This is a genomic window from Dactylosporangium sp. NPDC051541, assembly GCF_044454505.1.
Classification (GTDB): domain Bacteria; phylum Actinomycetota; class Actinomycetes; order Mycobacteriales; family Micromonosporaceae; genus Dactylosporangium.
Map to the genome: position 1 here is coordinate 18,623 of NZ_JBITDU010000034.1, position 22,686 is coordinate 41,308.

Annotated in this window: 21 protein-coding genes and 1 pseudogene; 11 read left to right on the forward strand and 11 right to left on the reverse strand. The window is 72.5% G+C overall.

From position 1 onward, the window contains the following. Nucleotides 1-64: 64 nt before the first annotated feature. From ACIA8L_RS55195 to ACIA8L_RS55205, 3 genes and pseudogenes are all read right to left on the reverse strand, one after another. Nucleotides 65-1,129 (reverse strand): hypothetical protein, encoded by a 1,065-nt coding sequence (locus tag ACIA8L_RS55195; protein WP_395918145.1) that lies wholly within the window; start codon nucleotides 1,127-1,129, stop codon nucleotides 65-67. Beyond that, nucleotides 1,126-1,428: a hypothetical protein gene (locus tag ACIA8L_RS55200; RefSeq protein WP_395918147.1), complete on the reverse strand. Its 303-nt coding sequence runs from the start codon at nucleotides 1,426-1,428 to the stop codon at nucleotides 1,126-1,128. Before ACIA8L_RS55200 ends, ACIA8L_RS55195 begins: the two co-directional genes overlap by 4 nt. A gap of 132 nt (nucleotides 1,429-1,560) precedes the next feature. Continuing rightward, a pseudogene (locus tag ACIA8L_RS55205) lies at nucleotides 1,561-3,996 on the reverse strand (Hsp70 family protein). 72 nt (nucleotides 3,997-4,068) lie between these two features. Between ACIA8L_RS55205 and ACIA8L_RS55210 the strand changes: the two are divergent. Then, a complete protein-coding gene (locus tag ACIA8L_RS55210) occupies nucleotides 4,069-4,503 on the forward strand; it encodes a hypothetical protein (RefSeq protein WP_395918149.1) in 435 nt (144 codons plus the stop codon). Between the two features lie 46 nt (nucleotides 4,504-4,549). Then, a complete protein-coding gene (locus ACIA8L_RS55215; RefSeq protein WP_395918150.1) occupies nucleotides 4,550-5,947 on the forward strand; it encodes a sensor histidine kinase in 1,398 nt (465 codons plus the stop codon). 320 nt (nucleotides 5,948-6,267) lie between these two features. Here the strand turns inward: ACIA8L_RS55215 and ACIA8L_RS55220 are convergent, their stop codons facing one another. Next, complete coding sequence (locus tag ACIA8L_RS55220; RefSeq protein ID WP_395918152.1) at nucleotides 6,268-7,215, reverse strand: hypothetical protein; 948 nt, start codon at nucleotides 7,213-7,215, stop codon at nucleotides 6,268-6,270. A gap of 95 nt (nucleotides 7,216-7,310) precedes the next feature. Between ACIA8L_RS55220 and ACIA8L_RS55225 the strand changes: the two genes are divergently transcribed. Both ACIA8L_RS55225 and ACIA8L_RS55230 read left to right on the forward strand, forming a co-directional pair. Continuing rightward, nucleotides 7,311-7,850: a SigE family RNA polymerase sigma factor gene (locus tag ACIA8L_RS55225; RefSeq protein ID WP_395918154.1), complete on the forward strand. Its 540-nt coding sequence runs from the start codon at nucleotides 7,311-7,313 to the stop codon at nucleotides 7,848-7,850. Beyond that, entirely contained in the window at nucleotides 7,837-8,976 is a 1,140-nt protein-coding gene (locus tag ACIA8L_RS55230; protein WP_395918156.1) for a hypothetical protein, read from the forward strand. The genes ACIA8L_RS55225 and ACIA8L_RS55230 overlap by 14 nt, the downstream gene beginning before the upstream one ends. A gap of 5 nt (nucleotides 8,977-8,981) precedes the next feature. Here ACIA8L_RS55230 and ACIA8L_RS55235 read toward each other — a convergent pair whose 3' ends face one another. The 3 genes from ACIA8L_RS55235 to ACIA8L_RS55245 all read right to left on the reverse strand — a co-directional run bounded on the left by ACIA8L_RS55235 (nucleotide 8,982) and on the right by ACIA8L_RS55245 (nucleotide 13,936). Next, nucleotides 8,982-11,720 carry a BTAD domain-containing putative transcriptional regulator gene (locus ACIA8L_RS55235; protein WP_395918158.1) on the reverse strand — a complete coding sequence of 913 codons (2,739 nt, stop codon included), beginning with the start codon at nucleotides 11,718-11,720 and terminating at the stop codon, nucleotides 8,982-8,984. A 153-nt stretch (nucleotides 11,721-11,873) separates the two neighbouring features. Further along, nucleotides 11,874-12,869 carry a methyltransferase gene (locus tag ACIA8L_RS55240; RefSeq protein WP_395918160.1) on the reverse strand — a complete coding sequence of 332 codons (996 nt, stop codon included), beginning with the start codon at nucleotides 12,867-12,869 and terminating at the stop codon, nucleotides 11,874-11,876. After that, complete coding sequence (locus ACIA8L_RS55245) at nucleotides 12,866-13,936, reverse strand: CapA family protein (protein WP_395918161.1); 1,071 nt, start codon at nucleotides 13,934-13,936, stop codon at nucleotides 12,866-12,868. The genes ACIA8L_RS55240 and ACIA8L_RS55245 overlap by 4 nt, the downstream gene beginning before the upstream one ends. Before the next feature lie 101 nt (nucleotides 13,937-14,037). Here ACIA8L_RS55245 and ACIA8L_RS55250 point away from each other — a divergent pair, with 101 nt between their 5' ends. Continuing rightward, nucleotides 14,038-14,454 (forward strand): hypothetical protein, encoded by a 417-nt coding sequence (locus ACIA8L_RS55250; RefSeq protein WP_395918163.1) that lies wholly within the window; start codon nucleotides 14,038-14,040, stop codon nucleotides 14,452-14,454. 20 nt (nucleotides 14,455-14,474) lie between these two features. On the opposite strand, the gene ACIA8L_RS55255 is transcribed toward ACIA8L_RS55250, so the two are convergent. After that, nucleotides 14,475-15,092, reverse strand: coding sequence for an NAD(P)-dependent oxidoreductase (locus ACIA8L_RS55255; RefSeq protein WP_395918165.1), 618 nt, complete (start codon nucleotides 15,090-15,092; stop codon nucleotides 14,475-14,477). 98 nt (nucleotides 15,093-15,190) lie between these two features. On the opposite strand from ACIA8L_RS55255, the gene ACIA8L_RS55260 reads away from it, so the two are divergent. The 3 genes from ACIA8L_RS55260 to rfbB all read left to right on the forward strand — a co-directional run bounded on the left by ACIA8L_RS55260 (nucleotide 15,191) and on the right by rfbB (nucleotide 17,189). Further along, a complete protein-coding gene (locus tag ACIA8L_RS55260; protein WP_395918166.1) occupies nucleotides 15,191-15,772 on the forward strand; it encodes a TetR/AcrR family transcriptional regulator in 582 nt (193 codons plus the stop codon). Between the two features lie 168 nt (nucleotides 15,773-15,940). Beyond that, entirely contained in the window at nucleotides 15,941-16,087 is a 147-nt protein-coding gene (locus ACIA8L_RS55265; protein ID WP_395918168.1) for a hypothetical protein, read from the forward strand. A gap of 103 nt (nucleotides 16,088-16,190) precedes the next feature. Next, complete coding sequence (rfbB, locus tag ACIA8L_RS55270; protein ID WP_395918170.1) at nucleotides 16,191-17,189, forward strand: dTDP-glucose 4,6-dehydratase; 999 nt, start codon at nucleotides 16,191-16,193, stop codon at nucleotides 17,187-17,189. 41 nt (nucleotides 17,190-17,230) lie between these two features. Here the strand turns inward: rfbB and ACIA8L_RS55275 are convergent, their stop codons facing one another. Then, the gene (locus tag ACIA8L_RS55275) at nucleotides 17,231-18,841 is read right to left on the reverse strand and encodes an amidohydrolase (RefSeq protein WP_395918172.1); all 1,611 of its coding nucleotides are present in this window, start codon (nucleotides 18,839-18,841) and stop codon (nucleotides 17,231-17,233) included. Nucleotides 18,842-18,882: 41 nt separating this feature from the next. Here ACIA8L_RS55275 and ACIA8L_RS55280 point away from each other — a divergent pair, with 41 nt between their 5' ends. The 3 genes from ACIA8L_RS55280 (at nucleotide 18,883) to ACIA8L_RS55290 (ending at nucleotide 21,755) form a co-directional block, all read left to right on the forward strand. Continuing rightward, a complete protein-coding gene (locus ACIA8L_RS55280) occupies nucleotides 18,883-19,548 on the forward strand; it encodes a response regulator (RefSeq protein ID WP_395918173.1) in 666 nt (221 codons plus the stop codon). A gap of 243 nt (nucleotides 19,549-19,791) precedes the next feature. Continuing rightward, on the forward strand, nucleotides 19,792-20,685 hold the full coding sequence (locus tag ACIA8L_RS55285) for an ABC transporter ATP-binding protein (RefSeq protein WP_395918175.1): 894 nt from the start codon (nucleotides 19,792-19,794) through the stop codon (nucleotides 20,683-20,685). Then, the gene (locus tag ACIA8L_RS55290; protein ID WP_395918177.1) at nucleotides 20,682-21,755 is read left to right on the forward strand and encodes an ABC transporter permease; all 1,074 of its coding nucleotides are present in this window, start codon (nucleotides 20,682-20,684) and stop codon (nucleotides 21,753-21,755) included. The genes ACIA8L_RS55285 and ACIA8L_RS55290 overlap by 4 nt, the downstream gene beginning before the upstream one ends. 37 nt (nucleotides 21,756-21,792) lie before the next feature. Here the strand turns inward: ACIA8L_RS55290 and ACIA8L_RS55295 are convergent, their stop codons facing one another. Together ACIA8L_RS55295 and ACIA8L_RS55300 are read right to left on the reverse strand one after the other, a co-directional pair. Then, nucleotides 21,793-22,314, reverse strand: a complete 522-nt coding sequence (locus ACIA8L_RS55295; protein ID WP_395918179.1) for a GNAT family N-acetyltransferase — start codon at nucleotides 22,312-22,314, stop codon at nucleotides 21,793-21,795. Between the two features lie 94 nt (nucleotides 22,315-22,408). Next, a complete protein-coding gene (locus tag ACIA8L_RS55300; RefSeq protein WP_395918180.1) occupies nucleotides 22,409-22,543 on the reverse strand; it encodes a hypothetical protein in 135 nt (44 codons plus the stop codon). Nucleotides 22,544-22,686 lie beyond the last annotated feature (143 nt).

The window sequence follows — 22,686 nt, forward strand, 5'->3', positions numbered from 1 at the left end:
TGAACGACTTTGTCGTTCCGGGTCGCGCTCGGCCTCGCATTCCGGGCCGCCGAACCCCATCCGCTCATGGCCGCCGGTCTCGCGCGCCGGTCGGCTCGGCGTCACCGGACGCGGACACGGCCCGGGTCGCGTCGACCACGGGCTCGGGCTGCTCGTCGGCGCTGAAGTCCCGGTACGACAGCCGGGCCAGCCGCGACTGCCGTGCCCACATCGCCCGCTCCTGCTCCAGCGTCGCCGGCAGCGTCAGCCCGAGCTGCTCCGCGAACGGCGCCCGCCCGACGTTGACCATGGCCCGCACCGCCGCCGCCCACTCGTCGGTCGTCACCACGGCGAGGCGATACCAGCAGTAGGCCAGCAGCGGCAAGCCGACCGCGGCCGCCCACGGCAGTGGCCCCGGATGCACGAACGCCGCGACCAGAGCGGCCCCGGCGACGGCGAGGTGGCCGTAGAGCAGGGCCACGAAGAAGTCGACGGTCGTGCGCGCCTGCTCGACCTGCTTGGTGGTGCGCTCGTCGACGACCGCGGTCAGCTCATACCAGAAGATCTGCGTGTCGAGGCGGTAGCGGTCGTACCCGTACTCCTCCAGCCGCCGGATCGCGTTGCCCAGCCGCGTCGCGACCACCTGCGAGTCGTCGACCGGAAAGCGCCGCAGCCGCTCGTGCAGCAGCCCGCGCCGCACCGCCCCGCCGTTCGCGTCGCTGTCCAGGTGCCGCCGCACCCGCCGGTGGGCCCGCATCGCCGCCAGCGCCGCCACCGCGTCCTCGTCGAGGTCCCCGGCCCGCTCCCGGTCCACGAGCTCCACGGCGGCAACCCGGTCGGCCAGCAGGAGCTTGCGCTGCCGCATCCGCTCCCGGGCCCGGTTCGCGACACCGCGCGGCCAGCCGAGATACCCCTCCAAAATGCGATACAGCGGCGTCTGTACCGCAGCCAGCACCAACCCCACCAGGACCGCCACCCCGAGCGCCGCCCCGGCGATGTCCCCCTCACCGAGCAGCCGCCCGATCCCGGGCAGCCAACCCGTCCCCGACAGCACCCAGAACGCCAGCACCACGTTGACCGCGGCCGGCGCGATCCACCCGACCAGCAGAGCCCAGCCGCCGCCGAGAACCCCCTTGACGATCTCGCTCAACGGGACCTCGTGATCCGATGCCACAGCCGCACGAGGAACGGGTCACGGTCGTCACTGCTGGGCCCGGAAGCCCGCCGGCCAGACCGGTCGCCGTCACTCAGATACGGCCCCGGCGGCGTGCTGGTGGGATAGCCGCTGTATGGGGGCGGCACGTACGGCGGGGTCGGCTCATACGGCGGGGTCGGCTCATACGGCGGGGTCGGCTCATACGGCGGGGTCGGCTCATACCCGACCGGCTCGCTCCAGGGCGGCGGCGGCTGGACGTCGTCGTTGCTGTACGGGTCCACGTTCTCGGCCACGGCGCCCTCCTCCGAACGTTCAATATGGACGCCACCCTATGGCTCTCGGCGTCCGGCTGTCTGCCCCGTTGCCCGGCACCCCGGCCCAGCGGGAGTGAGCCGCTGGCAGCGAGGCCACACCGAAGCGGCCGGTCAAGCGAGGGCGGCGTCCGAGGTGAAGATGAGGCCGATCGTGGCCGCGCCTGAGCGCAGGGCGTCCTTGGTCGCGGGGCCGCCGGCGTCCTTCACAGCGAGGGAGCCGACGTCGATGCCGTAGGTGGACTTGAGGCCCGGCCGACAGTATGCGTTGGTGCCGCACGCGTCCGGGCCGGCCAGGATGGTGGCAGGGCCGGAACACTTCGCGGCAAACTGCGACAGTGTCCGCACGCTGTACCGGTCGGCCAGGGCCTTCGTCACGGCGAAGCCGTTCTGGTCGGTCGCGTTCGACGGCTTGGCCACGGCCAGGCCCTACGCCTCGGCGAGCGGGGTGAGCCGCGACATGGTGGTCTCGATCTTGCCGGACGAGACCAGCGTCGCCGACGAGCCGTTGGCCTTCGCGTTGAGATACTCGGCAAGCGTGGCGGCGTACTCCGGGACGACGTGGATGGTCCCGGCGTTCAGCGCATCGACATATACCGACCGACTGGTTACTGGCTTCACCGTCACGGTGTAGCCGGCGGCTTCCAATGCAATGCGGTACAGATTGGCCAGGATCTGGTTTTCGGCGAAGTTCGCCGCGCCGACGACCAGCTGGCCGTTCGCGGTTTTCTGCATGCCGCCGGTGAGCCCGGTCCGCTCCGCGAACTCCTGGGCCACGGTCTCCGCGCTCTTGCGGTCCAATTCGACCGACTTGTTGAGGCCCGAAAGCTTCTCGGTGTCGAGGGCGTCGGATACCCGGTTGAGTGCACCGGTCGCGGCCGGGGTGGCGGTGGCGCGGTGCAGCAGCGGCACGATGTTGTCCGAATTCTGCAGGAACTTGTCGTCGTTGAGCAGCACAAGGGTGGTGCCCGCCACGCCGGCACAGCCCGCGCCCGGACCACCGGCGGCCGACTGGCTCCGGCCCTGATCCTGGCCCGCTGTCGTCCGACTCGACGCGCTCAGCCCCGTGCCGATCCCGCCGTCGCCGCCGTCCTCGCGAAAGACCTGCCAGGCGACCACCGCCGCCACGAGGAGCACCATGCAGCCGGCGGCGAGGATCGCCAGGCGGCGCGCGCGCCTCGGCGCGGATAGCGGCAGCGGTACGGCGGGGATCGGCCGAGCCGGGGCTGTCGGCGGCAACATGGGCCTGGCGGCGACGGGCTCTGTGGCGACCTTCGATGTCGGCTCGGCGACGGCCGGCGGGGATGAGACCACCAGCGGGGACGGCGGTTCGGGCTCCGCCTCGGCCTCGGCAAAGGTGGACGGCGGCGCGAACAGGCTTCCCTGCGCGACCACCAGCTCGGGCTGCTCCAGTACCGTGCCGGCAATCCCTAGCCGCTGATGCAGGATGGTCGCGGCCAGCGGCAGCCGGCTCGAGCCGCCGACCAGGAACACCGCGTCGACTGTGACCGGGGTCAGGTTGGCGGTGCGGATGACGCCCAGCGTGGTCGCGACCGTTCGGTCGATCAGCGGGCGGGCGAGAGCGTCGAGGTGCTCGCGGCCGAGGACCGCGATCTCGTCGATCAGCGGGACATGGATCTCGGTCGACGAGCGGCGGGACAGTGACTCCTTCGCCGCGCGTACGTCGTCCCACAGCGCCTGGCGGGCGCGGCGGTCCGGCTGCGTCGCGGGGGAGGTGAGGCGCTGCCAGGCATCGGGGTGTTTCGAGCCGAGGACGGCGCCGAGGTAGCCGACGACGGCGGCGTCGACATCGAGGCCGCCGGTCTCGCGCAGGCCCTCCTCGGCCAGCACGACGAAGCCGTCGGTCCCCTGCCGGACCGCTGAGGCGTCGAAGGTACCGCCGCCGAAGTCATAGATGACGACCGTCGCACCCGGTCGAAGACCGGCGTTGCTGTCGCGGGCGAACCAGGCAGCTGCCGCGACCGGCTCCGGAACCAAGGACACCGTGCCCAGGCCGGCGGCCCGCGCGGCCGCGCGCAACTGCTCGCGGCGGCGCCGGCCCCAGGTGGCCGGGAATGTCAGCACAGTCTCGGCACATCGGCCACCGGCGACCCGCTCGGCCTCGGCGGCGACCCGGCGTAGGACAGCCGCGAGCAGTTCCACGACCGCCACCTCGTGCTCGCCGAGCAGCACGATGACGTCGTCGATGCACCGCTTGGGGCTGAACTCGCAGTTCTCCGGGCGGGCCCGGCCCTGCTGAATCGCGTCACGCCCGGCCACGAGCGCGCCAGAGGCATCGACGCACACCGCGGAGGGCAGCGTCGGGCTTCCGTCGAACAACAGCGGGCGCACCGAGCCGTCGGGCCATTGCAGCGCGGCAACGGTATTGGTCGTGCCGAGGTCGACGCCCAGCCGGAAGTGCACCGAGCCATGGTACGGGCGAACGTTCGGTCCGGGTACCGCCCGGCGGGTGACCGGGCCCGGACCTTGCGCTGGGCGGACCGGCCCGGTCGGACGAGACACTTCAGCGCGGCTCACGCTCGCCGACACGTGGTCCCGACGTCACTGACGAAGCCAGAGCCCCGTTCATCGCGTTTCGACGGCGTTGTCTAGGGTGGCCGCGTGGACTCGTCTACCGTTGAGCCGCTCTCGGTCGGAGTGCAGATCGGGCTGCGGGTGCCGGTCATTCTCATCGCCCTGGCCGGCGTGTTGCTGGCCCTGCTGATGCTGCGCCGCCTGGGCGCGCTCAGCGGCATCCTCGCCGCGGCCGGTTCGCTGCTGATCGCGGCCGACCAGGCGGCGAACGTCCTGTGGATTCTGCATGTGCGGTCGATAACGTCGGGCGGCGACCTCGACATCGACACGTTCAACACGGTGAACAACGCGTATGCGGTCGCCGACGCCGTGCTGATCACGATCGGGGTGGCGCTGGTGGTGGCCTCGCTGCTGGTGCGCCGCTCCGCCGCGGACGGCTCCCCGGCCGGGCTCGGGGCCGGTGCGGCTCCCGCTCCCTGGTCACCGGCGCCGCCGCCGGCCTGGGGGCCACCGCAGGAGTGATTCCGGCCGTCGCGGAAATGTCGTACCCCGGCCGTAGACTGCCGGCATGAGCGCGGATGGTGTGGTGGACGAGGTCTGGCAGCGGCCGATGCCGGACGCCCGCCGCCTGCGCATCGACATCGTCATCGGCATCGCGGTCACGCTCACGGCGCTGCTCAACCTGACCCTGACCCGCAGCGCCGGCGCCTTCCACGGCGATCCGCCGTCGGTCGCCGAGCAGATCGTCTGGACCGTGCTGACCACGCTGCCGCTGTGCTGGCGGCGGCGCTGGCCCGACGCCGTGGCCGTGTTCATCTCGGCGGCGTTCATCGCCGGGCAGATCCGCTCCACCCCGGAGCAGCAGCTCGCGGTCGGCTCCCTGTTCGCGGCGATCTACTGCCTGGGCGCCTGGGGCCGCGACCACCGCCGCGCCCACTGGGTCCGCTCCGGCATCATCGCCGCGATGTTCATCTACATCGGCATCTCCTACCTGATCGCCCTGCCGGGCCTGTCCGCCGCCGAGTTCGTCCACGCCAGCGGCCCGGTCTCGCCGATCCTGGCCGCCCTCATCAACGGCGTCCTGGTCAACATGCTGTTCTTCGGCTTCGCCTACTACTTCGGCGAGCTCGCCTGGACCGCCGAACGCCGCCGCCACCAGGTCGAGGCCCAGGCCACCGAGCTCGTCGCCGCCCACGAGGAGGAGGCCGCCCGCTCCGTCCTCCACGAGCGCCTGCGCATCGCCCGCGAGCTCCACGACGTGGTCGCCCACCACGTCTCGGTCATGGGCGTCCAGGCCTCAGCCGCCCGCCGGGTCCTGGACCGCAACCCCGCCCAGGCGAAGACCTCGCTGGGCGCGGTGGAGCAGTCGGCGCGGACCGCCGTCGACGAACTCCACCGCATGCTGGGGCTCCTCCGCCAGTCCGACCCGCTGCCGGACTCCTCCCCACCGCCGTCGCGTTCACCGGAGTCGCCGCCGTCGCCGTCGATCCCCGCGTCCCGATCACCGGCCGAGCCCCAGTCCGGCTCCGACCCGGCGACGGCGCCGAGCGCCGTTGGACTCGACCGCATCCAGGAGCTGCTGGACTCGGTCCGCGGCGCCGGCGTGGAAACCTCACTGGGCGTCTTCGGCGACGCGGTGGCGCTCCCGGAGTCACTGTCGCTGGCCGGCTACCGGATCGTCCAGGAAGCCGCGACCAACACCCTGAAGCACGCCGACGCCACGAAGCTGGACGTCCGCATCCGCTACCACGCCGACGAGCTGGAGCTGGACGTGGCCGACAACGGCCGCGGCCAGGGCCGCCGGTCCACGGGCGGCCTCGGCCTGATCGGCATGCGCGAGCGGGTGGCCGCCCACGACGGCACCCTGGAGGCCGGCCCCCGCACCGGCAGCCCCGGCTTCCGCGTCCGCGCCCGCTTCCCCCTGGTCCGCGCGACCGCTTCGGGCCAGATCGCCCAACTGCCCTGAAGCGCTCGGCTCCGGCCCGGCCGGCCTTCGCACAGAAAGGGCACGCTTCGCACAGAGCGGCCACGGCACACGCAGAACCGGCACATGTCCGGCTGGCTGTACATCGCGGCGCGTCGTTCGCATGCTTTGCCGACCATCGCGCGGCCCTGGACGCCGCACCCTGGTCGGCCGCGGGGTGCAGCGGGGTCGTCGCGGAAGTCGTCGTCGCCTACGACCCCAGCATCGCCGTCCTTGAGGATCTGGGCCGTGGCCGCGCCGCCCGGCGGGAAGCGTGTGCCGCACTGGGAGTACCACCGCGGAATTGATGCCGTTGCTTTTGCTTATCGCAGGCCCAGGAGCGCCTTGAGGCGGCGGCCCCGGAAGAGCGGGACCTCCGTGCGGATCGGGGCCGTCGCGCGCAGGTCCCGCCACGGGTACTCGGTGACGACGCCGTGCAGCAGTTTGAAGTGGGCGTTGGCCCGCTTCGGGTCCCGGGCCAGCCCGTAGTAGGCGGCGGCGTGGTTGTGGGCGAGGTACTCGTCCGGCGTCTCGCACGGGCGCATCGGCATGCGCTCGGACGCCTCGTGCGCCTGCGCGCGGAGCTGTGGCTCCCGCGTGAAGTCGGCCCGGTGGCCGTGTGACCACCAGCGCTGGACGAACGCCGGGAAGACCAGCGCCGGTAGCGGTGAACCGGGCCGCGGGGCCGCCGTCCACGCCGCGACGGCCGCGTCCACGTGCTCCATCGTCCCGCCCCACTGCGGCCCGAGCGCGGCGATCGCGTGCCGATGCCCGACGAAGCTCTGCGGCGCCCGGCCCTCCAGCTCGTTGCGCAGGCGGTGCACCTCGGCCGACCCGACCGGGCGGCCGCGGGCGATGCTGAGCAGGAACAGCCAGGGCGCGGCGTCGCTAGGGTCGGCCTCCGCGGCCGCCTCGCAGTAGCGTTTCGCCACCCCGAGGATCTCGTTGAAGCCCTGGTGCTGCGCCGGCGTCGTGTGCGCGGCCCGGAGCTTGCCCCGCACCGCCCAGGCCCGGTTGATCTCGACCGCCCCGCGCACCACGAACGCGGTCGGGTCGCCGCTGCGGCACCAGTCGTCGAGGCCGCGCGGCAGGTCCGCGAACGTCCACTCGGTCAGCGTGTCGGCGGCCACCCGGACCCGCTCGATCCGGTCGTGGGGGCCGCTCAGCCCGGTCGTCAGCAGTTCACCGAGCTTGGCGTAGTCGCAGCGGACGGCCGTCTGCTGGACCAGGAACAGCTCCGGCCGGCCGAGGGTGATGTCGAGGCGCGCCACGGTCGTCCATGATCGCGGATCGCCGCGCGCTTCGCCAGCCGCCGGTGTCAACCGCACGCGCCGCCCAGGCGGTTGTACGGGCAGGGAGGACCTGGATGACCCGAGCACCCGCACCACCCGAAGGCTTCGCCGAGTTCGTGGCCGCGCGTTCGCACGTGCTGCTGCGGGCGGCGTGGCTGCTGACCGGTGACGCCGCCGCGGCCGAGGACCTGCTGCAGACCGCCCTCGCGCGCAGCTGGCGGCACTGGGACCGGATCGCCGCGGCCGGCCATCCGGAGGCGTACGTGCGGCGGGTGCTCTACAACACGTACCTGAGCTGGTGGCGCCGGCACTGGCGGGGCGAGCTGCCCACCGCGGCCCCACCCGAGCGGGCCGGCCCCGAGGACATCGCCGCCGCGTCCGCCGCCCGCGACGGGCTGCGCCGCGCCCTGGCCCGCCTCACGCCGCGGCAGCGGGCCGTGGTCGTGCTGCGGTACGTCGAGGACCGCACGGTCGCCGAGACCGCCGAACTCCTCGGCTGCTCCGCCGGCACCGTGAAGACCCTGGCCTTCCGTGCCCTGGAGACCCTCCGCGCCGACGCCGCCGTCCGATCCCTGCTCACCGCCGAAGGGGCCGACCACCATGACGCAACCTGACGGCGGCCGCGACCTCGGCCGGCTCCTCGACACCCTCGTCCCCGACCTGGCCGCCCCGCCCGACCGGCTGGCCGCGATCGGCCACCGGGTCCGCCGCCGGCAGCGCCGCACCGGTTTGCTGGCCGCCGCCTGCGTCGCGCTCGTCCTGCTCGGCGGCGCGGTCGCGGCCGCCGCCACCCGCCCGGCCCCGGGCCCGCCGGCCGATCCGGCCCCGAGCGCGTCCACCGCACCGCAGCACCCCGGCGCCGGCGACTGCCCGGCGGCGCCGCCGGACTTCAACTTCGTCGACAAGCCGCCCACCGCCCCCGGCGACCTGGCCCCGCCCGGCGCCGTCCGGGTCGTCTACTGCCGCTACAACCAGGTCCCCGACCCGTACCCCGGCCGGCCCGGCCCGCCCCGGCGCCTCGTCCTCACCCGCGACGTCGCCGGCCTGATCACCGTCCTGAACGCGCTGCCGGCGAAGTCCGGCATGGACCCGTGCATGCTCATGGGCGACGGGGGCGGGTACCTCACCCTCGAGTACGCCGACGGTTCGAACGTGACCATCGAGCGGGCCCCGGCGTGCGGGTACGTCCGCCGCGGCGGCATCACCCGCTACGAGGTCCGCGAAGCGGTGGAGGCGTTCGACGCCCGGTTCATCGCCCAGGAACTGGCCGTCGCCCGCCCCGCCGACGTCCGCCCGGCCGACTGCGCCGCCCGGCTCACCACCGGCCCGTCCGCCGGCCACTACAGCCCCGACCCGGCCTACGACGTGTGGATGCACACCACGATGTCCAACCCGCACGATCTGCCGGTGCCCCTGGCCGTCGTCACCGCGTGCCGGTTCGTCCGCGGATCGGACGGCCACTGGGACCGGGCCCGCCAGGTCGACGACCGCGGCGTCGCCGACGAGACCGGGGCCGCGGTGGTGGCGGCGGCGAAGGCGACGATGGGCCAGATCCCGTACGCCACCTGCTCCTCGCCGGGCCGGACGGTCGACGTGCTGCTCCTGCGCGACGTGGTCGGCGAGACCCGCGAGGTGCGGGTGGCCCGGGACACCTGCCCGGTCGTGACGATCGGCTTCGAGGGCAGTCCGCAGTCGCCGGCCCTCGACCGCATCCTCGACCGGCTGCTGGGGCCGGTGTAGGCGGGTCAGCGCCCGAGCTTGGCCCGGACGGCGTCGGCCCGCGGATGGTCCAGCTCCTCGAACACCGTCAGTGACCGCTCCCATGCCGGGCGGGCCGCATCCGCGTCGCCCAGGGCCAGGCGGCCGTCGCCGAGGCTCTCCAGGGCGACGGCCTCCGCGTAGCGATCACCGGCCCCGGCCGCCAGCCCCACGGCCCGCTCGTAGTAGGAGACCGCCTGCTTGAGGTCGCCCAGCTCGCGGTGGACCTCACCGAGGGTGTGCAGGACCGCACCCTCCTGGGCCGGGTCGTCGAACTCGCGGTAGATCGCGGCCGCCTCCTCGCACGCGACCCGGGCCCGCTCGAAGTCGCGCAGTTCGAGCAGGCACCAGGCGAGGGCGTTGAGCTCCTTCGCGACGCCCGGGGTGTCACCGATCGACCGGCACAACTCCAACGACCGCTCGGCGTGGGCGGCGGCGTCGGCGATGCGGCCCTCACGGTCGGCCAGCTGGCACAGATTGTGCTCGGTGCGGGACTCCCCGTGCTGGTCACCGAGGGCGACGAAGCGGTCGCGGGCCTGCTGGAAGTACCCCCGCGAATCGGCATGTCGTCCTTGCCACATCCGGAGCCGGCCGAGCCCCCGGTGCAGGTGCGCGATCGCCGGAAGGTCGTCCAGGCGCTCGGCGGCGCGCAGGCCGGCGGTGTGCGCGGCCTCCCATTCGTCGAGCCGGCCCTGCCGCTCCACCAGGTCGGTCACCGCCCACGCCAGCAGCCAGGCGTGCGTGTCGAGACCCACGGCGGCGGCCAGGTCGATCGCGCCGAGAAGGGCCGGCAGTTCGAGGATCAGCCAGGCCTGGGCGGCGGCGGGCTTGGCGACCTCACCGAGCGTGACACCAGCCTCGGGTGACGGCGGCGTCACCGGCTGCCACGACGGGTTGATGGCGAGGGCGGCGGCGAGCGCGGTGTGCAGATAATGGTCGAGGACGCGGCGCTCGGCACCGTCGGCGCCGTCGCGGGCGGCGAGCTCGCGGGAGTACCCCCGCAGCAGGTCATGGTGCGTGAACCGGCCCGGCTCGGGCTCCGTGAGCAGGCTGGCCCGGGCCAGTTCGGCCAGCAGTTCGGCGGCGGACTCGGGCCCGACGCCGGCGAGGCTGGCCGCGGCCGCGGTGTCGAGGGCCGGGTCCGGGTGCGCGCCGAGGAGCCGGAACATGCGGGCGGCGGCCGGCGGCAGCGCGAGGTACGACCACGACAGCACGGCCCGCACGTCCGACACCGCGTCACCGCCGTCGAGCACGTCCCAGCGGCGGGCCGCGTCCCGCAGCTCACCGGCCAGCTGGGCCAGGCTCACCCGCGGCCGCGCCATCGCGTGCGCGGCCACGACACTCATGGCCAGCGGCAGCCGCGCACACCGGGCGATGATCTCGTCGACCGCGTCGGGCTCGGCCGCCAGCCGCGACCCGCCGAGCCGCCGCCGCAGCAGGTTGTGCGCATCGGCCGGGGTCATGAGGTCGAGCACCACGGCCCGGCTGTCGGCGATCGCGGCCAGCCGTTCCCGGCTGGTGACGAGCGCCAGTGACGCCCCCGGCCCGGGCAGCAGTGGCCGCACCTGCTCGGCGTCGCGCGCGTTGTCGAGCACCACGAGCAGCCGTCGCCCGGCGATGACCGATCGATAGAGTGCTTCCCGTTCAGTTTCTGCCGGGGGTACAGCCTGTGCCGGCACCCCGAGCGCCTCCAGCAGCACCGCGAGCGCTGGACCGGCACCGACCGCGGCACCACCCGGGTCGAAACCGCGCAGGTTCACATACAGCTGGCCGTCCGGGAACTCGGCCGCCACCCGGTGCGCCCAGTGCAGCGTCAGCGCCGTTTTCCCGACGCCCGCGGTCCCGGAGATCACCGCGACGCCGCCGGTCCCGAGCAGCTCGTCGAGCCCGGCCAGCTCAGCGTCCCGGCCGGCGAACCCGCGCACCGTCGCCGGCAGCTGCGCCGGAATCCGCGCCCCACCTCGTTGCCGGGGCGCGGCCGGGCCGGCTTCCTGGGTGGCCGCTGTGGTGTGCGCGGCCAGCATCGCCGCCTGCCGGGACCGCAGTTCGATCCGCGGGCGCAGGCCGAGCTCGCGGTCGAGGGCGTTGTGGAGCCGGTCGTACGCCGCGAGGGCCTCGGCCCGCCGCCCGGCCGCGTCCAGGGCGGTCATCAGCTGCCCGTGGATGCGCTCGTCGAACGGATACTCCGCGGCGAGCGCGCTCAGCTCCGGCACGAGCGCGTCGTGCTCGCCGAGTCGCAGCCGCGCGTCGACAAGGTCCAGGCGCAGGTCCCGCCGCAGCTGATCGAGGCGCTGCCCCTGCCCGCGCAGCCAGCTCAGCGCGGTGAGGTCGGCCAGCGACGGCCCCCGCCACAGCTCCAGCGCGGCCCGGAAGTGCCCGGCCGCCGTCTCCGCCCGCGCCGCCGCCCGCCCGGCGCGCACGTGCTCGTCGACCAGGTCCAGGTCGGTCCCGGTGTGCAGCCGGTAACCGGCCGCCCGCGCCTCGACGGCGAGCCGGTCCCCGAGGACCGCACGCAGGCCGGAGACGTGCGCCTGCACCGTATTGGGCAGTACCACCGCGTCCTCGTCGTCGTCCCAGACGAGCCCGATGAGCCGGTCGACGCCGACGACACTGCCCCGGTGCAGCCCGAGCACGGCGAGCACCGCCTTACGCCGCAGCCCCGGCAGCGCCCGCACGTCGTCACCGACCGTGACGTCGACCGGACCCAGCAGCCGCACCCGCCTCACGCCCCGATCATAGGACGCGCGAACCTGCGGCCGGGCCGCTCTCGCGCGCCGCAGCCGCACGGAACCCGGCGGCCGGCCGGCCCGACGCCGGGCCGCTCCCGTGCGCCGCCGCACGGGAACTCGGCGGCCGGCTGGACCGTGACCGCGCGCGAGCTAGCGGGTCGGGCGCAGCACCAGCAGAGACCGTGATCCCGCCGGGAGCAGGTCGCCCGCGGTGAGGCCGGCGGCGGCGACGACGTCGCGCAGGCGGGTCAGTGGGCGCTCGCAGCCGCGGAAGTAGGCCAGCATGCGCAGGTCGCCCTCGGTGTTGTACTCGTCGCTGATGTGGTCGGCGATGAGGACGACCCCGGTGTCACCGGCCGCGTCGGCGCAGCGTCGCAGAATCCGGGTCGCGTCCTCGTCGGACCAGTTGTGCATGACCCCGGAGAGCACGTACGCGCCCGCCCCGGGCGGCAGCACATCGGCGTCGAAGAAGCTCCCGGCCCGCACGTCCGCCCGGTCGGCGAGCCCGGCCGCGGCGATCGCCGCCTCGGCACCGGGTGCGACGGCCGGCAGGTCGACAACGGTGCCCCGCAGGCCGGAGTGCTGTCGCAGCACCGCGATCAGCAGGCTGCCGTCACCGCCGCCGACGTCCACGACGTGCCCGGTCTCACCCCACGGGTAGGCGGCGGCGATGCCGGACAGGTCCCGGGCCAGCCGGCCGCCCATGAGCCTGTCGAACGAGGCCTGCCGGGCGTCGTCGGCGGCGAGATCCTCCCAGAACGGCCGCCCGAAGTGCCGCGGAAACGCCGCCTCCCCGGTCCGCACGGTGTGCAGCAGTTCGGTGAACGCCAGGTCGGAGCGGCCGATCGAGCCTTCGAGGTCGAACCAGTCGCGGAACTGTTCGGGACGTTCGGAGCGCAACTGTTCGCCGAGCTCGGTCAGTGCGTATGTGTCGTCCGCGCGCACCACGACACCGGCGGTGGCCAGGTGCACGAGCAGTCGGCCGAGCGCGTCCGGTTCTGCGTGCACGGCCGCGGCCAGCGCATCGGGCGTGCACGTGCCGGCGGCGATGTGGTCGGCCAGCCGCAGTGTCGCCGCGACCCGGATCGCCATCGGCGTGACCAGGTCGGCCAGTTCCCAAAGACTCCGCCCGTCTGCTTCGCTCATGATGCTGAGCTTAAGCCTGTGCACTTGCGCAGGCCGGCGAAGCGGTTCGTCAATGTCGTCGCGGCCGCGCCGGTCAACGGTTTCGGCTGGCCGGTGGGCGAGACCACCGCGGGGATGAGCTCGGCCTTCGTCGTTGTCCGGCCGTGCACCCGCACGCGCAGGACGCCCGTGTCCGCCTGGCCGACGTACCAGACGAAGTTGCCCAGGCCGTAGGCGACGTAGGTGCGGCCCAGCCAGCCGTCGCCCTGCAGCACGTGCGCATGCGCGCCGATGATCAGGTCCGCGCCGGCGTCGGCGATCGACCGTGCGAAGGACCGCTGATTCGCGTTGGGGCAGGACTCGGTCTCGGTGCCCCAATGGTTGAACACGATCACCAGGTCGGCCTGCGCGCGGGCGGCCTTGACGGCGGCGACCGCCCGGTCCACGTCCCAGGCCAGCGCGATGCCGGACGTCGCGGGGCCGGCCTTCCACGCCTCGGCCAGGGTGTGGATCTGGCTGAACCCGAGGATCGCCACGCGCACGCCGCGCACGGGCAGGATCAGCGGCGCGTACGCCTCGTCGATGTCGCGCCCGCCGCCGAACACCGGCATCCCGGCCGCGGCCGCCCCGTCGAGGGTGTCCGCGAAGCCGACCCGGCCGTAGTCGAGCGCGTGGTTGTTGGCGATCGTGACGGCATCGATTCCGGCCGCCTTGAGCGCCGTGTACGCCGACGCGGGCGCGCGGAAGTGGAACTCCTTCGGCTCCGGCGTGCCCCGGGTGGTGACCGCGCTTTCCAGGTTGACCACCGCCAGGTCGGCCGCCCGCAACACCTCGGCCATCGGGCCGACCGCCGTTGCCGGGTTCTGCAACAGCGTCGCGGTGCGCCCGGTGAAGTGGACATCACCGGCGAACGCGAGCGTGAGGTCGGCGTCGGCGGCCGGCGGCGCCCCTGATGCGGATGGCGCCGGCGACGGGGACGGCGCCGCGGAGGGTGGAGGCGATGGCGACCCGGCCGCCGGCGGCGGCGCCGGCGACGAGGAGCAGGCGGCCAGCAGCGCCGTCGTCACCAGCATCCGGAGCGCTCGCACGACGATCAGACTAAGTGAGACTGGCCGATCGAGGGACCCAGGACGGATGTACTGTGCGCGTTTCGCCGGACTTGCGCGGCGCTTCGGGCACGATTCGCGGCATGGCGAGCGAGCAGTGGGAGTACGGCTTCGTGTACTTCGTCTCCACGCAGTCGGAGGAGCAGCGCAAACTTCGCAACCATCCGGATCGTGGCCAGCGGGCGCTGGAATACAGCCTGGCCGCCGTCGTCGTCGACGGAAACAGTATCCGTTCGCAGGCCGTGCCGGGGAAGGTGGCCCTGCTCAACGAGCTCGGCGACGACGGCTGGCAGGTCGAGAACGGGATGAGCCTCGGCGCCTCGCTGCCGAACTGGCTGCGGGAGGCCGTGCAGTCCGCGGTCGCCGACTCGCACCCGGGCGGGGCGGTCGAGCACTACATGCGGCGCCGGGTGCACCGCCGGCCGCCCGCCCGGGCGCTCGTGCGGCGCAGCCGCCAGCAGCAGCACAACGCGGTGCGCGCCCCCAGCGGCAGCTCCTGAACCTCGACCGGGGATGCTCCTCAGTAGACGGCGACGGTCTGCCCGGCGTGCGCCGGCTGCTCGAGTTCGGCGACCATCGCGGCGGCGACGTCGGCCCGGGCGACGCTCGGGGGCATGAACCGCCAGCGCGGCAGGTCCTCGAGCGCCACGATGCGGGGCTCACCGGTCGGCGGCCCGTCGCCGAGCATGACGGCGTGGAAGACGGTGGTGCCGGGGCCGGCGACGAGGGCTTCGGCGGTGGCCTTGTCGGTGAACCCGCCCCGCAGCACGGCGCGCAGGATGACGTCGTAGGCGGCGCCGGCCCGGTGCCTGGACTCGCCGGAGCCGAGGGAGCCGAGCCACGCCACATGCTGTACCCCCGAAGCAAGAACCGATCGGGCACCGTTGGACAGTGTGTCGGGCGGCCCGCCCCGGCTGATGCCCAGCGCGCTGACCAGCGCGTCCGCCCCTGAAGCGGCCGCGGCGACCGTGTCCGGCCGGGTCACGTCCGCGGCCCGCACCTCCAGGTTGGCGTGCTCGATCCCGTCCAGCGCGGCCGGCCGCCGAGCGAGGGCGACGACCTCGTGGCCCGCTGCGAGCGCGGCGGTGATCACGTGCCGCCCGGTCGCCCCGGTCGCGCCGAGCACAGCGATTCGCATGACCCTCCCCCAAATCTGTGAGACTCCTTGTCTCACAGATGGATGCTGACACGCGGCGAAACTATGAGTCAAGACGTCTCACAGTTAGCATGCTCCTTGTGAGCTACTCGACGGACCCCCGGGCGCTGCGCAGCCGCGAGGCCATCCTGGGCGCGGCCCGGGCGCTGCTGGTCGACGAGGGCCCGGGGGCGATCACCCACCAGCGGGTCGCCGAAAGTGCCGGCGTCGGAAGGGCCACCGTGTACCGCCACTGGCCCCGCGCCGAGCAGCTGATGCTCGACGTGATGGACGGCGCCGACCTGCCGTACTTCCGCGATCCGCCGGCGCCGCTGCGGCCGTGGCTGTTCGCCCAGCTGCGCGCGATGGCCGACGAGATGGCGCAGCCCGCGGTGGCCGCGTTCACGCTCACGCTGATGCAGTCGTCGATCTGGGACGGAGAGATGGGCCGCCGCCGCGACGAGTCGAACCGCACGATCGCCGACCGCCTAGGCGCCGCCGTCGCCGGGGCGGTCGCCCGCGGGGAGCTCACCACCGACGCCGAGCCGCTGGACGTGGCGGCGACGCTGATCGGGCCGCTCGTCTACCGCACGGCCATGCAGAACCTTGCCGTCCCGGATGCTCTCATCGACCGCGCGCTCGACGCGGTGGGGACCTGGCGCGCTTGGAACGACCGGCAATAGGCAGAGCCTGGCCGCCGGTGCCCGGGCGCTCGCCGACCTCCGCGGCGCCCTGGAGCAGGACGGGGTCGGGCGGCCGATCGGATGACACCGGACTGACACCTTCCGGCAACCGGTAGGGTCGCGCGGCGGGCCGACACTGGAGAGCCCTGAGGAACGGAGCGCAGCGACGTGGTGATGTCCATTGTGGCCGGTGCGGTGATCGGGCCGTGCGTGTGGCTGGTCGGTTCGCTCGCCGGCGTGGCCGCCAAGGCCGCCGCGGGCGAGGTGCGGATCCACCTGACCGTCCGGCGGCTCACCCGGCGAGCGATGCCCTGACGCTGTTTATTTTTGTGATAGATCGGAAGGCCCGAGGCGAGCCGCAGGCCGCTCTAGACACCCTTTACCACGCTACGACCGGGATTCCGTAGGATGCGTGGTCATGACGCGGATGCTCGTTACCGGGGGTGCCGGATTCATCGGTGCGAACTTTGTTCACTACACCATCAGGAACCATCCGGAGTACGAGATCTGCGTCCTCGATGCGCTCACCTACGCCGGGGACCGCACGACGCTGCGGCCGGTCGCGGACCGGGTCGAGTTTGTGCATGGCGACATCTGTGACGCCGGCGTGGTCGACCGGCTGGTGGCCGACGCCGACCTGATCGTGCACTTCGCGGCCGAATCGCATGTCGACAACTCGCTGCACGATCCGGAGCCGTTCGTCCGTAGCAATATCATCGGGACGTACACGCTGCTGGAGGCGCTCCGGCGGCACGGCGGCCGGTTCCATCACATCTCCACTGACGAGGTGTTCGGTGACCTGCCGTTGGACTCGACGGAGCAGTTCACCGAGACCACGCCGTACGATCCGTCGAGCCCGTATTCGGCGACCAAGGCCGGCTCGGACATGCTGGTCCGGGCGTGGGCGCGCTCATTCGGGGTCAACGCGACGCTGTCGAACTGTGCCAACAACTACGGCTCGTATCAGCATGTGGAGAAGTTCATCCCTCGGCAGATCACCAATGTGCTCCTGGGTGACCGGCCGAAGCTGTACGGCGCGGGCGAGAACGTGCGGGAATGGACGCACGTTGATGACCACAACGCCGCCGTCCACCGCATCCTGTCGCAGGGAAAGATCGGTGAGACATACCTGATCGGCTCCGGCGACGAGCGCAACAACAAGGAAATCCTGGAATTGATCCTGGAATTGATGGGTCAGGCGCCGGATGCCTACGATCATGTACCGGACCGTCCCGGTCACGATCTGCGGTATTCCAACGACACCAGCAAGCTTCGCAGCGAGCTGGGTTGGGAGCCGGTCTACGGCGACTTCCGGGCCGGCCTGGCCGCGACGATCGATTGGTATCGGGCCAACGAGTGGTGGTGGAAGCCGCAGAAGGAAGCCACTGAGGCCAAGTATCAGGTGCTCGGCCGCTGACCTGACCGTCCTGCTCCCGGCCTGACCGCGCGCCGTCGCCGTCAGCGCTCGTGCACCGGTTCGCCGTCGACGAACACCAGGTCGGCCCGGACCGCGTGCAGTTCGGCGCCCGGGGTGAACGGGTCGCGGTCCAGGACCACGAGGTCGGCGGCCCGGCCCGGCTGGAGCGTTCCCACCTCCCGGTCCAGGTGGGACACGTACGCCGAGCCCGCCGTGTAGGCCGTCAGCGCCTGCTCCAGGGTCAGCGCCTGCTCCGGCAGCATCGGTGTCTGCGACGCCGGCCACGTCGACTCGGCGGAGTCCGGCGGCTCCGTGCGGTTGACGGCGACGTGGATCGCCGGCCACGGGTCCGGGGTGGACACCGGCCAGTCGCTGCCCGCGGCCAGGCGGCCACCGGCGCGGACGATGTCGCCGAACGGGTACTGGTGCGCCACGCGCTCCGGGCCGAAGAACGGCACGCACAGGGTGTCGTTCTGCTCGTGGTGCGTGGCCCACAGGGACTGGATGTTCGCCGTCACGCCCAACGCCGCGAACCTCGGTACGTCCGCCGGGTGCACGACGTGCAGGTGGGCGATGTGGTGGCGCTGCGTGTTGCCGCTCGCCTCCACGGCGTCGAGGCACTCGCGGACCGCGCGATCGCCGATCGCGTGGAAGTGCACCGAGAAGCCGGCGGCGTCGAGGGCGGCCACATAGGTGCGCAGCTGCTCCGGGTCCACATTGGACGTGCCGCAGAAGTCCTTGCCGACGTATGGTTCGAGCATCGACGCGGTGAAGTTCTCGGCCACGCCGTCCTGCATGATCTTCACGATCGGGGTGCGGAATCGACCGCCGGCACCACTCCGGCGCTCCGTCATGAACTCCAGCTGCTCCAGGCCCTGGGCCCGGTCCCACCACAGCGCGCCGGCGACCCGGGCCCGGAGACGGCCCGACGCCGCGGCGCGGCGGTAGGTGTCGTACTGGTCGCGGGAGCCGGCGTAGGAGCCGACGATCGCGTCCTGCCAGCCGGTGATGCCCAGCGAGAACAGGTACCGCTGCGCCTCCAGCAGGGCGCGGTCGTAGTCGGCGGCGGTGTCCTCGGGCAGTAGCGGTGTGATGAGGTCCATTGCGGCTTCGTGCAGTACCCCGGAAGGAACTCCATCGGTGTCGCGCTCGATGCGGCCGTTGCGCGGGTCCGGGGTCCGCGCGTCGATGCCGGCGGCGGCCAGGGCGGCCGTGCTGACCCAGGCCGAGTGGTGGTCGCGGTTGGGCAGGAAGACCGGGCGGCCCGGCGCGGCCGTGTCGAGGTCCGTGCGGTGCGGCAGGCCGCCCGGGAACGCCGACATCGACCACCCGCCGCCGGTGATCCAGGTGCGGTCCGGGTTCGCCGCGGCGTAGGCGGCGACGGCGGCCCGGTAGGCCGCGCGGTCGTTGAGGTGCGAAAGATCGCAGCGGAGCCGCTCGAGGGCGCCCTGGACCGGGTGGACATGGGCGTCGTGCAGGCCGGGGATGAGGGCGCGACCCTTCAGATCGACGAAGTCGTATGGTTTGGCTAGCGCCGCTAGCACCTCGGTCCGGTCACCGGCCGCGACGATCCGGCCACGCTCGATCGCCAGCGCCTCGCAGCCGCCCGCGCCGGTCCAGATCGGGCCACCCGTGAACACCATCGCACTCATGACCTTGGAGCGTACTCAGCGGCCCGGATAAGGTGCCGGGCATGATTCGGGTACTGCTCGCCGACGACCACCAGCTCGTCCGCACCGGGTTTCGGGTCATCCTCGAGACGGAGGACGATCTGACCGTTGTCGGAGAGGCCGCGGACGGGCGGCAGGCGGTCGAACTCGCACGCGGTACCCCCGCCGATGTATTGCTCATGGACGTCGAAATGCCGGGACTCGACGGGCTGGCGGCGACCCGCGAAATCACCGCGGCCGGCCCGGCACCGGCGGTGCTGATGCTCACGACATTCGACCGCGACGATTATCTTTTCGCCGCGCTCGAGGCCGGGGCCAGCGGTTTCCTGCTGAAGAACGGCACGCCGGAGGCGCTCATCGACGCGGTGCGCATTGTCGCGCGGGGCGATGCGCTGCTCGCGCCGGAATTGACGCGGAAAGTCATCGCGGCGTTCGCGCGGCCGGGGCGGCGACCGGCGGCGCACGGTGACGCGCTGCTGGCCGAATTGACGCCGCGGGAGCGGGAAGTGCTGGTCGAGCTGGCCGGCGGGGCGACGAACGCCGAGGTCGCGGCCCGGCTGCACCTGGGCGAGGCGACCGTGAAGACGCATGTCAGCCGGGTGCTGACGAAGCTGAATCTGCGCGATCGGACGGCTGCTGTCGTGTTCGCCTATGAACACGGCGTGGTGACGCCGGGTCCGTCGCGCTGACGCATTTCGCGGGGCCGATCGCGGCCGGGTTGGGCGGCGGACTGGGGGATGCTGGGCCGGTTCCGTCGTGCGGCGGACCGGGAATTGGTCGGTGAGATCCGTCGCGCGGCGGACTGTGATTTGTTCGGAGGGTCCGTCGCGCGGCGGACTGTGATTTGTTCGGAGGGTCCGTCGCGCGATGGACCTCGGGGGTAAATCGCCAGCCGGATTCTTTCGCCGCGACCGGCGCCTACGGTGAAACGCATGAGCGACGCACTGCGGGTGGAGGGGGTCAACCGGCGCTTCGGCGACCGGCAGGTGCTCTCCGATATCACGTTCGACGTCGGGGCCGGGCGGATGACCGGCTTCGTCGGCGCGAACGGCGCCGGGAAGACCACGACGATGCGAATCATTCTCGGGGTGCTTTCCGCCGATTCGGGAACGGTCACGTGGCGGGGGTCGCCGCTGACCAAGGAGCAGCGGCGGCAGATCGGCTACATGCCGGAAGAGCGCGGTCTGTACCCGAAGATGGGCGTGCGCGAACAGCTCATCTACCTCGGCCGGCTGCACGGGCTTTCGCACGAACGTGCACAACGCAACGCCGCCGGTCTGCTCGAACGGCTCGGTCTGCGCGAACGTGCGGACGAACCGCTGCAGCAACTGTCGCTGGGCAACCAGCAGCGTGCACAGATCGCCGCCGCGCTCATCCACGACCCCGACCTGCTCGTCCTCGACGAGCCGTTCTCCGGCCTGGACCCGCTCGCCGTCGACACCGTCGTGAGCGTTCTGCGCGAACGCACCGCGGCCGGCGTGCCCGTGCTGTTCTCCAGCCACCAGCTGGACGTCGTCGAACGCCTCTGCGACGACCTCGTCATCATCGCCGCCGGCCAGATCCGGGCCACCGGCACGCGCGACGAACTGCGCACCCGCTACGCCGAGCCCCGCTACGAGCTGCGCGTCGACGGCGACACCGGCTGGCTGCGCGACCAGCCCGGCGTGACCGTCGTCGATCTGGACGGCGACCGGGCCGTCTTCGACCTGGCCGAAACCGCGGACGACCAGGTGGTACTGCGTGAGGCGCTGGCCCGCGGCCCCGTGCGCTCGTTCGGCCCCGTCGTGCCGTCGCTGGCCGAGATCTTCCGAGAGGTGACCCGATGAACATGGTGGAAGCGGTCCGCCTCGTCGCCGCGCGCGAGCTCAAGGTGAAGCTCCGCGACAAGACGTTCCTGTTCAGCACGCTGTTCTTCCTGCTGTTCGCGTTCGGTTCGTCGGTGCTGCCGGCCCTGTTCGCGGGCGGCCCGTCGTCGGTCGCGGTGGTGCAGGCGTCGCCGTACGAGAGCAAGCTGCGGGCGGCCGGCCTCGAGGTCAAGGTGGCTTCCGACCCCGAGAAGGTCGTGCGCGACGGCGACGCCGACGCCGCGGTCGTCGACAAATCCGGCCAGCCCGAGATCCTGGCCATGAAGGACGCACCGGGCGACGTCGTGCGCGCGCTGTCGGTCGCGCCCGAGGTCCGACTGCTGGACCCGGACGCCGTGGACGAACTGGCGTCGTTCCTTGTGCCGTTCATGTTCGCGCTGGTCTTCTTCTTCACATCGCTCACGTTCGGCATGCAGATCGCACAGAGCGTCGTGGAAGAGAAACAAACGCGCATGGTGGAAATTCTGGTCGCGGCGGTACCGGTCCGGGCGCTGCTGATCGGCAAAGTCGTCGCCGGTGGCCTGCTCGCCCTGGCCCAAGTGGCGCTGATCGCGGTCGTCACCGTGGCCGGCGCCCAGTTCAGCGACGACGCCGGCACGCTGCTGCCGCTGCTCGGCCCGGCGATGACGTGGTTCATCCCGTTCTTCGTGCTGGGCTTCATCATGCTGGCCGCGCTGTGGGCCGCGGTGGGCGCGCTGGTGAACCGCCTGGAGGACGTGGCCAACGCGGGCATGCCGGTGCAGTTGCTGGTGATGCTGCCGTTCTTCGCCGTGATCTTCCTCGGCGACAACCCCGTCGCGATGCGCTACCTGTCGTACATTCCGTTCTCCGCCCCGACCGCGATGCCGGTCCGCCTGTTCGACGGCTCCGCCGCCGGGTGGGAGCCGTTCGTGTCCCTGGTGATCCTGGCCGCGGCCGCGTTCGGCGCGCTGCTGGGCGGGGCGCGCATCTACGAGGGTTCGCTCCTGCGCACGAACAGCCGCACCTCCTGGTCCGCCGCCTGGCGCGACCGCGAACTGCGCAGCATGTAACGAGCCGATGCGCACGCCCTGCGCACGCGGTGTTCGTTTAGCGGTGCGGTCCGATCCAGTAGCGTCGGACCGCACCGCGGCCGGTGTCGCGAATGGTCTCGAGCACCCCGCCGTTGTGTTCGATCGTGCGCGCCGAGGCGAGATTGTCCGCGGCGCACACGATCAGCACACGCTCCATCCCCAGTGTTGCCCGCGCCTCTTCGAGCATCTCCCCCAGCGCCCACCCGGCCAGTCCCCGCCGACGCGCGGAGGGCCGCACCCCGTACCCGATGTGCCCAAGGTCGTCATCGAGGTGGTGCCGCAAGGCGATCCCGCCGAGCACGTGGCCGTCCTCGACGATCCACCGGGCCGTCGCATGCTGCACATCCGGGCACGGCGTCCCCGCGGGATGCTCGAACCGGACGCGTTCGTGCACCCAGGCGGCAAACCCCTCCGCCGAGTCCACGTCGTCATCGGTTCGCAGGCCGAACCCGTCCTCGTTCGGCCCGGACCCCCAGTCGTCCCGGCACTCCAGAAACGCGGCGTGCAGCTCAACGGTCGGCTGGATCAGCTCAGGCATGCCGCAACGATATTGCCTTCCACCCGCTGCCCGAGCCTCCCAAGTCAAGCCGCGTGCGGCCGATCTCCCCGACCGGCCGCACGCGGGTCATGCGCTAAAAGTGGAAGTCCTGCATCGAAACCTTGCCCGTCCCGAGCGCCGCGGTCTGCGCCCCGACCGGCCCGGCAGCAACCGCCGACACCAGGACCGCCGCCATCGCGATCGCCACGGCCACAATCAACCTCTTCATGCGTCTCCTCCTCAACACAACGGAGGCCACAGCATGCGAGCCGCCACTTAAAGATCTTTCGTGTTCTCGGTGAGTCGCTGTCGGTCGATCGGGTTGGTGGCTAGGACAATCAGGGACATGACTGCTTCACCCCGGTCGGCCGG

Coding starts and splice junctions, on each gene's coding strand:
- ACIA8L_RS55215 (WP_395918150.1), top strand. CDS start 4,550: ATGAGCGCGGATGGTGTGGTGGACGAGGTCTGGCAGCGGCCGATGCCG.
- ACIA8L_RS55300 (WP_395918180.1), bottom strand. CDS start 22,543: ATGAAGAGGTTGATTGTGGCCGTGGCGATCGCGATGGCGGCGGTCCTG.
- ACIA8L_RS55295 (WP_395918179.1), bottom strand. CDS start 22,314: ATGCCTGAGCTGATCCAGCCGACCGTTGAGCTGCACGCCGCGTTTCTG.
- ACIA8L_RS55290 (WP_395918177.1), top strand. CDS start 20,682: ATGAACATGGTGGAAGCGGTCCGCCTCGTCGCCGCGCGCGAGCTCAAG.
- ACIA8L_RS55240 (WP_395918160.1), bottom strand. CDS start 12,869: ATGAGCGAAGCAGACGGGCGGAGTCTTTGGGAACTGGCCGACCTGGTC.
- ACIA8L_RS55280 (WP_395918173.1), top strand. CDS start 18,883: ATGATTCGGGTACTGCTCGCCGACGACCACCAGCTCGTCCGCACCGGG.
- ACIA8L_RS55230 (WP_395918156.1), top strand. CDS start 7,837: ATGACGCAACCTGACGGCGGCCGCGACCTCGGCCGGCTCCTCGACACC.
- ACIA8L_RS55275 (WP_395918172.1), bottom strand. CDS start 18,841: ATGAGTGCGATGGTGTTCACGGGTGGCCCGATCTGGACCGGCGCGGGC.
- ACIA8L_RS55250 (WP_395918163.1), top strand. CDS start 14,038: ATGGCGAGCGAGCAGTGGGAGTACGGCTTCGTGTACTTCGTCTCCACG.
- rfbB (WP_395918170.1), top strand. CDS start 16,191: ATGACGCGGATGCTCGTTACCGGGGGTGCCGGATTCATCGGTGCGAAC.
- ACIA8L_RS55225 (WP_395918154.1), top strand. CDS start 7,311: ATGACCCGAGCACCCGCACCACCCGAAGGCTTCGCCGAGTTCGTGGCC.
- ACIA8L_RS55285 (WP_395918175.1), top strand. CDS start 19,792: ATGAGCGACGCACTGCGGGTGGAGGGGGTCAACCGGCGCTTCGGCGAC.
- ACIA8L_RS55255 (WP_395918165.1), bottom strand. CDS start 15,092: ATGCGAATCGCTGTGCTCGGCGCGACCGGGGCGACCGGGCGGCACGTG.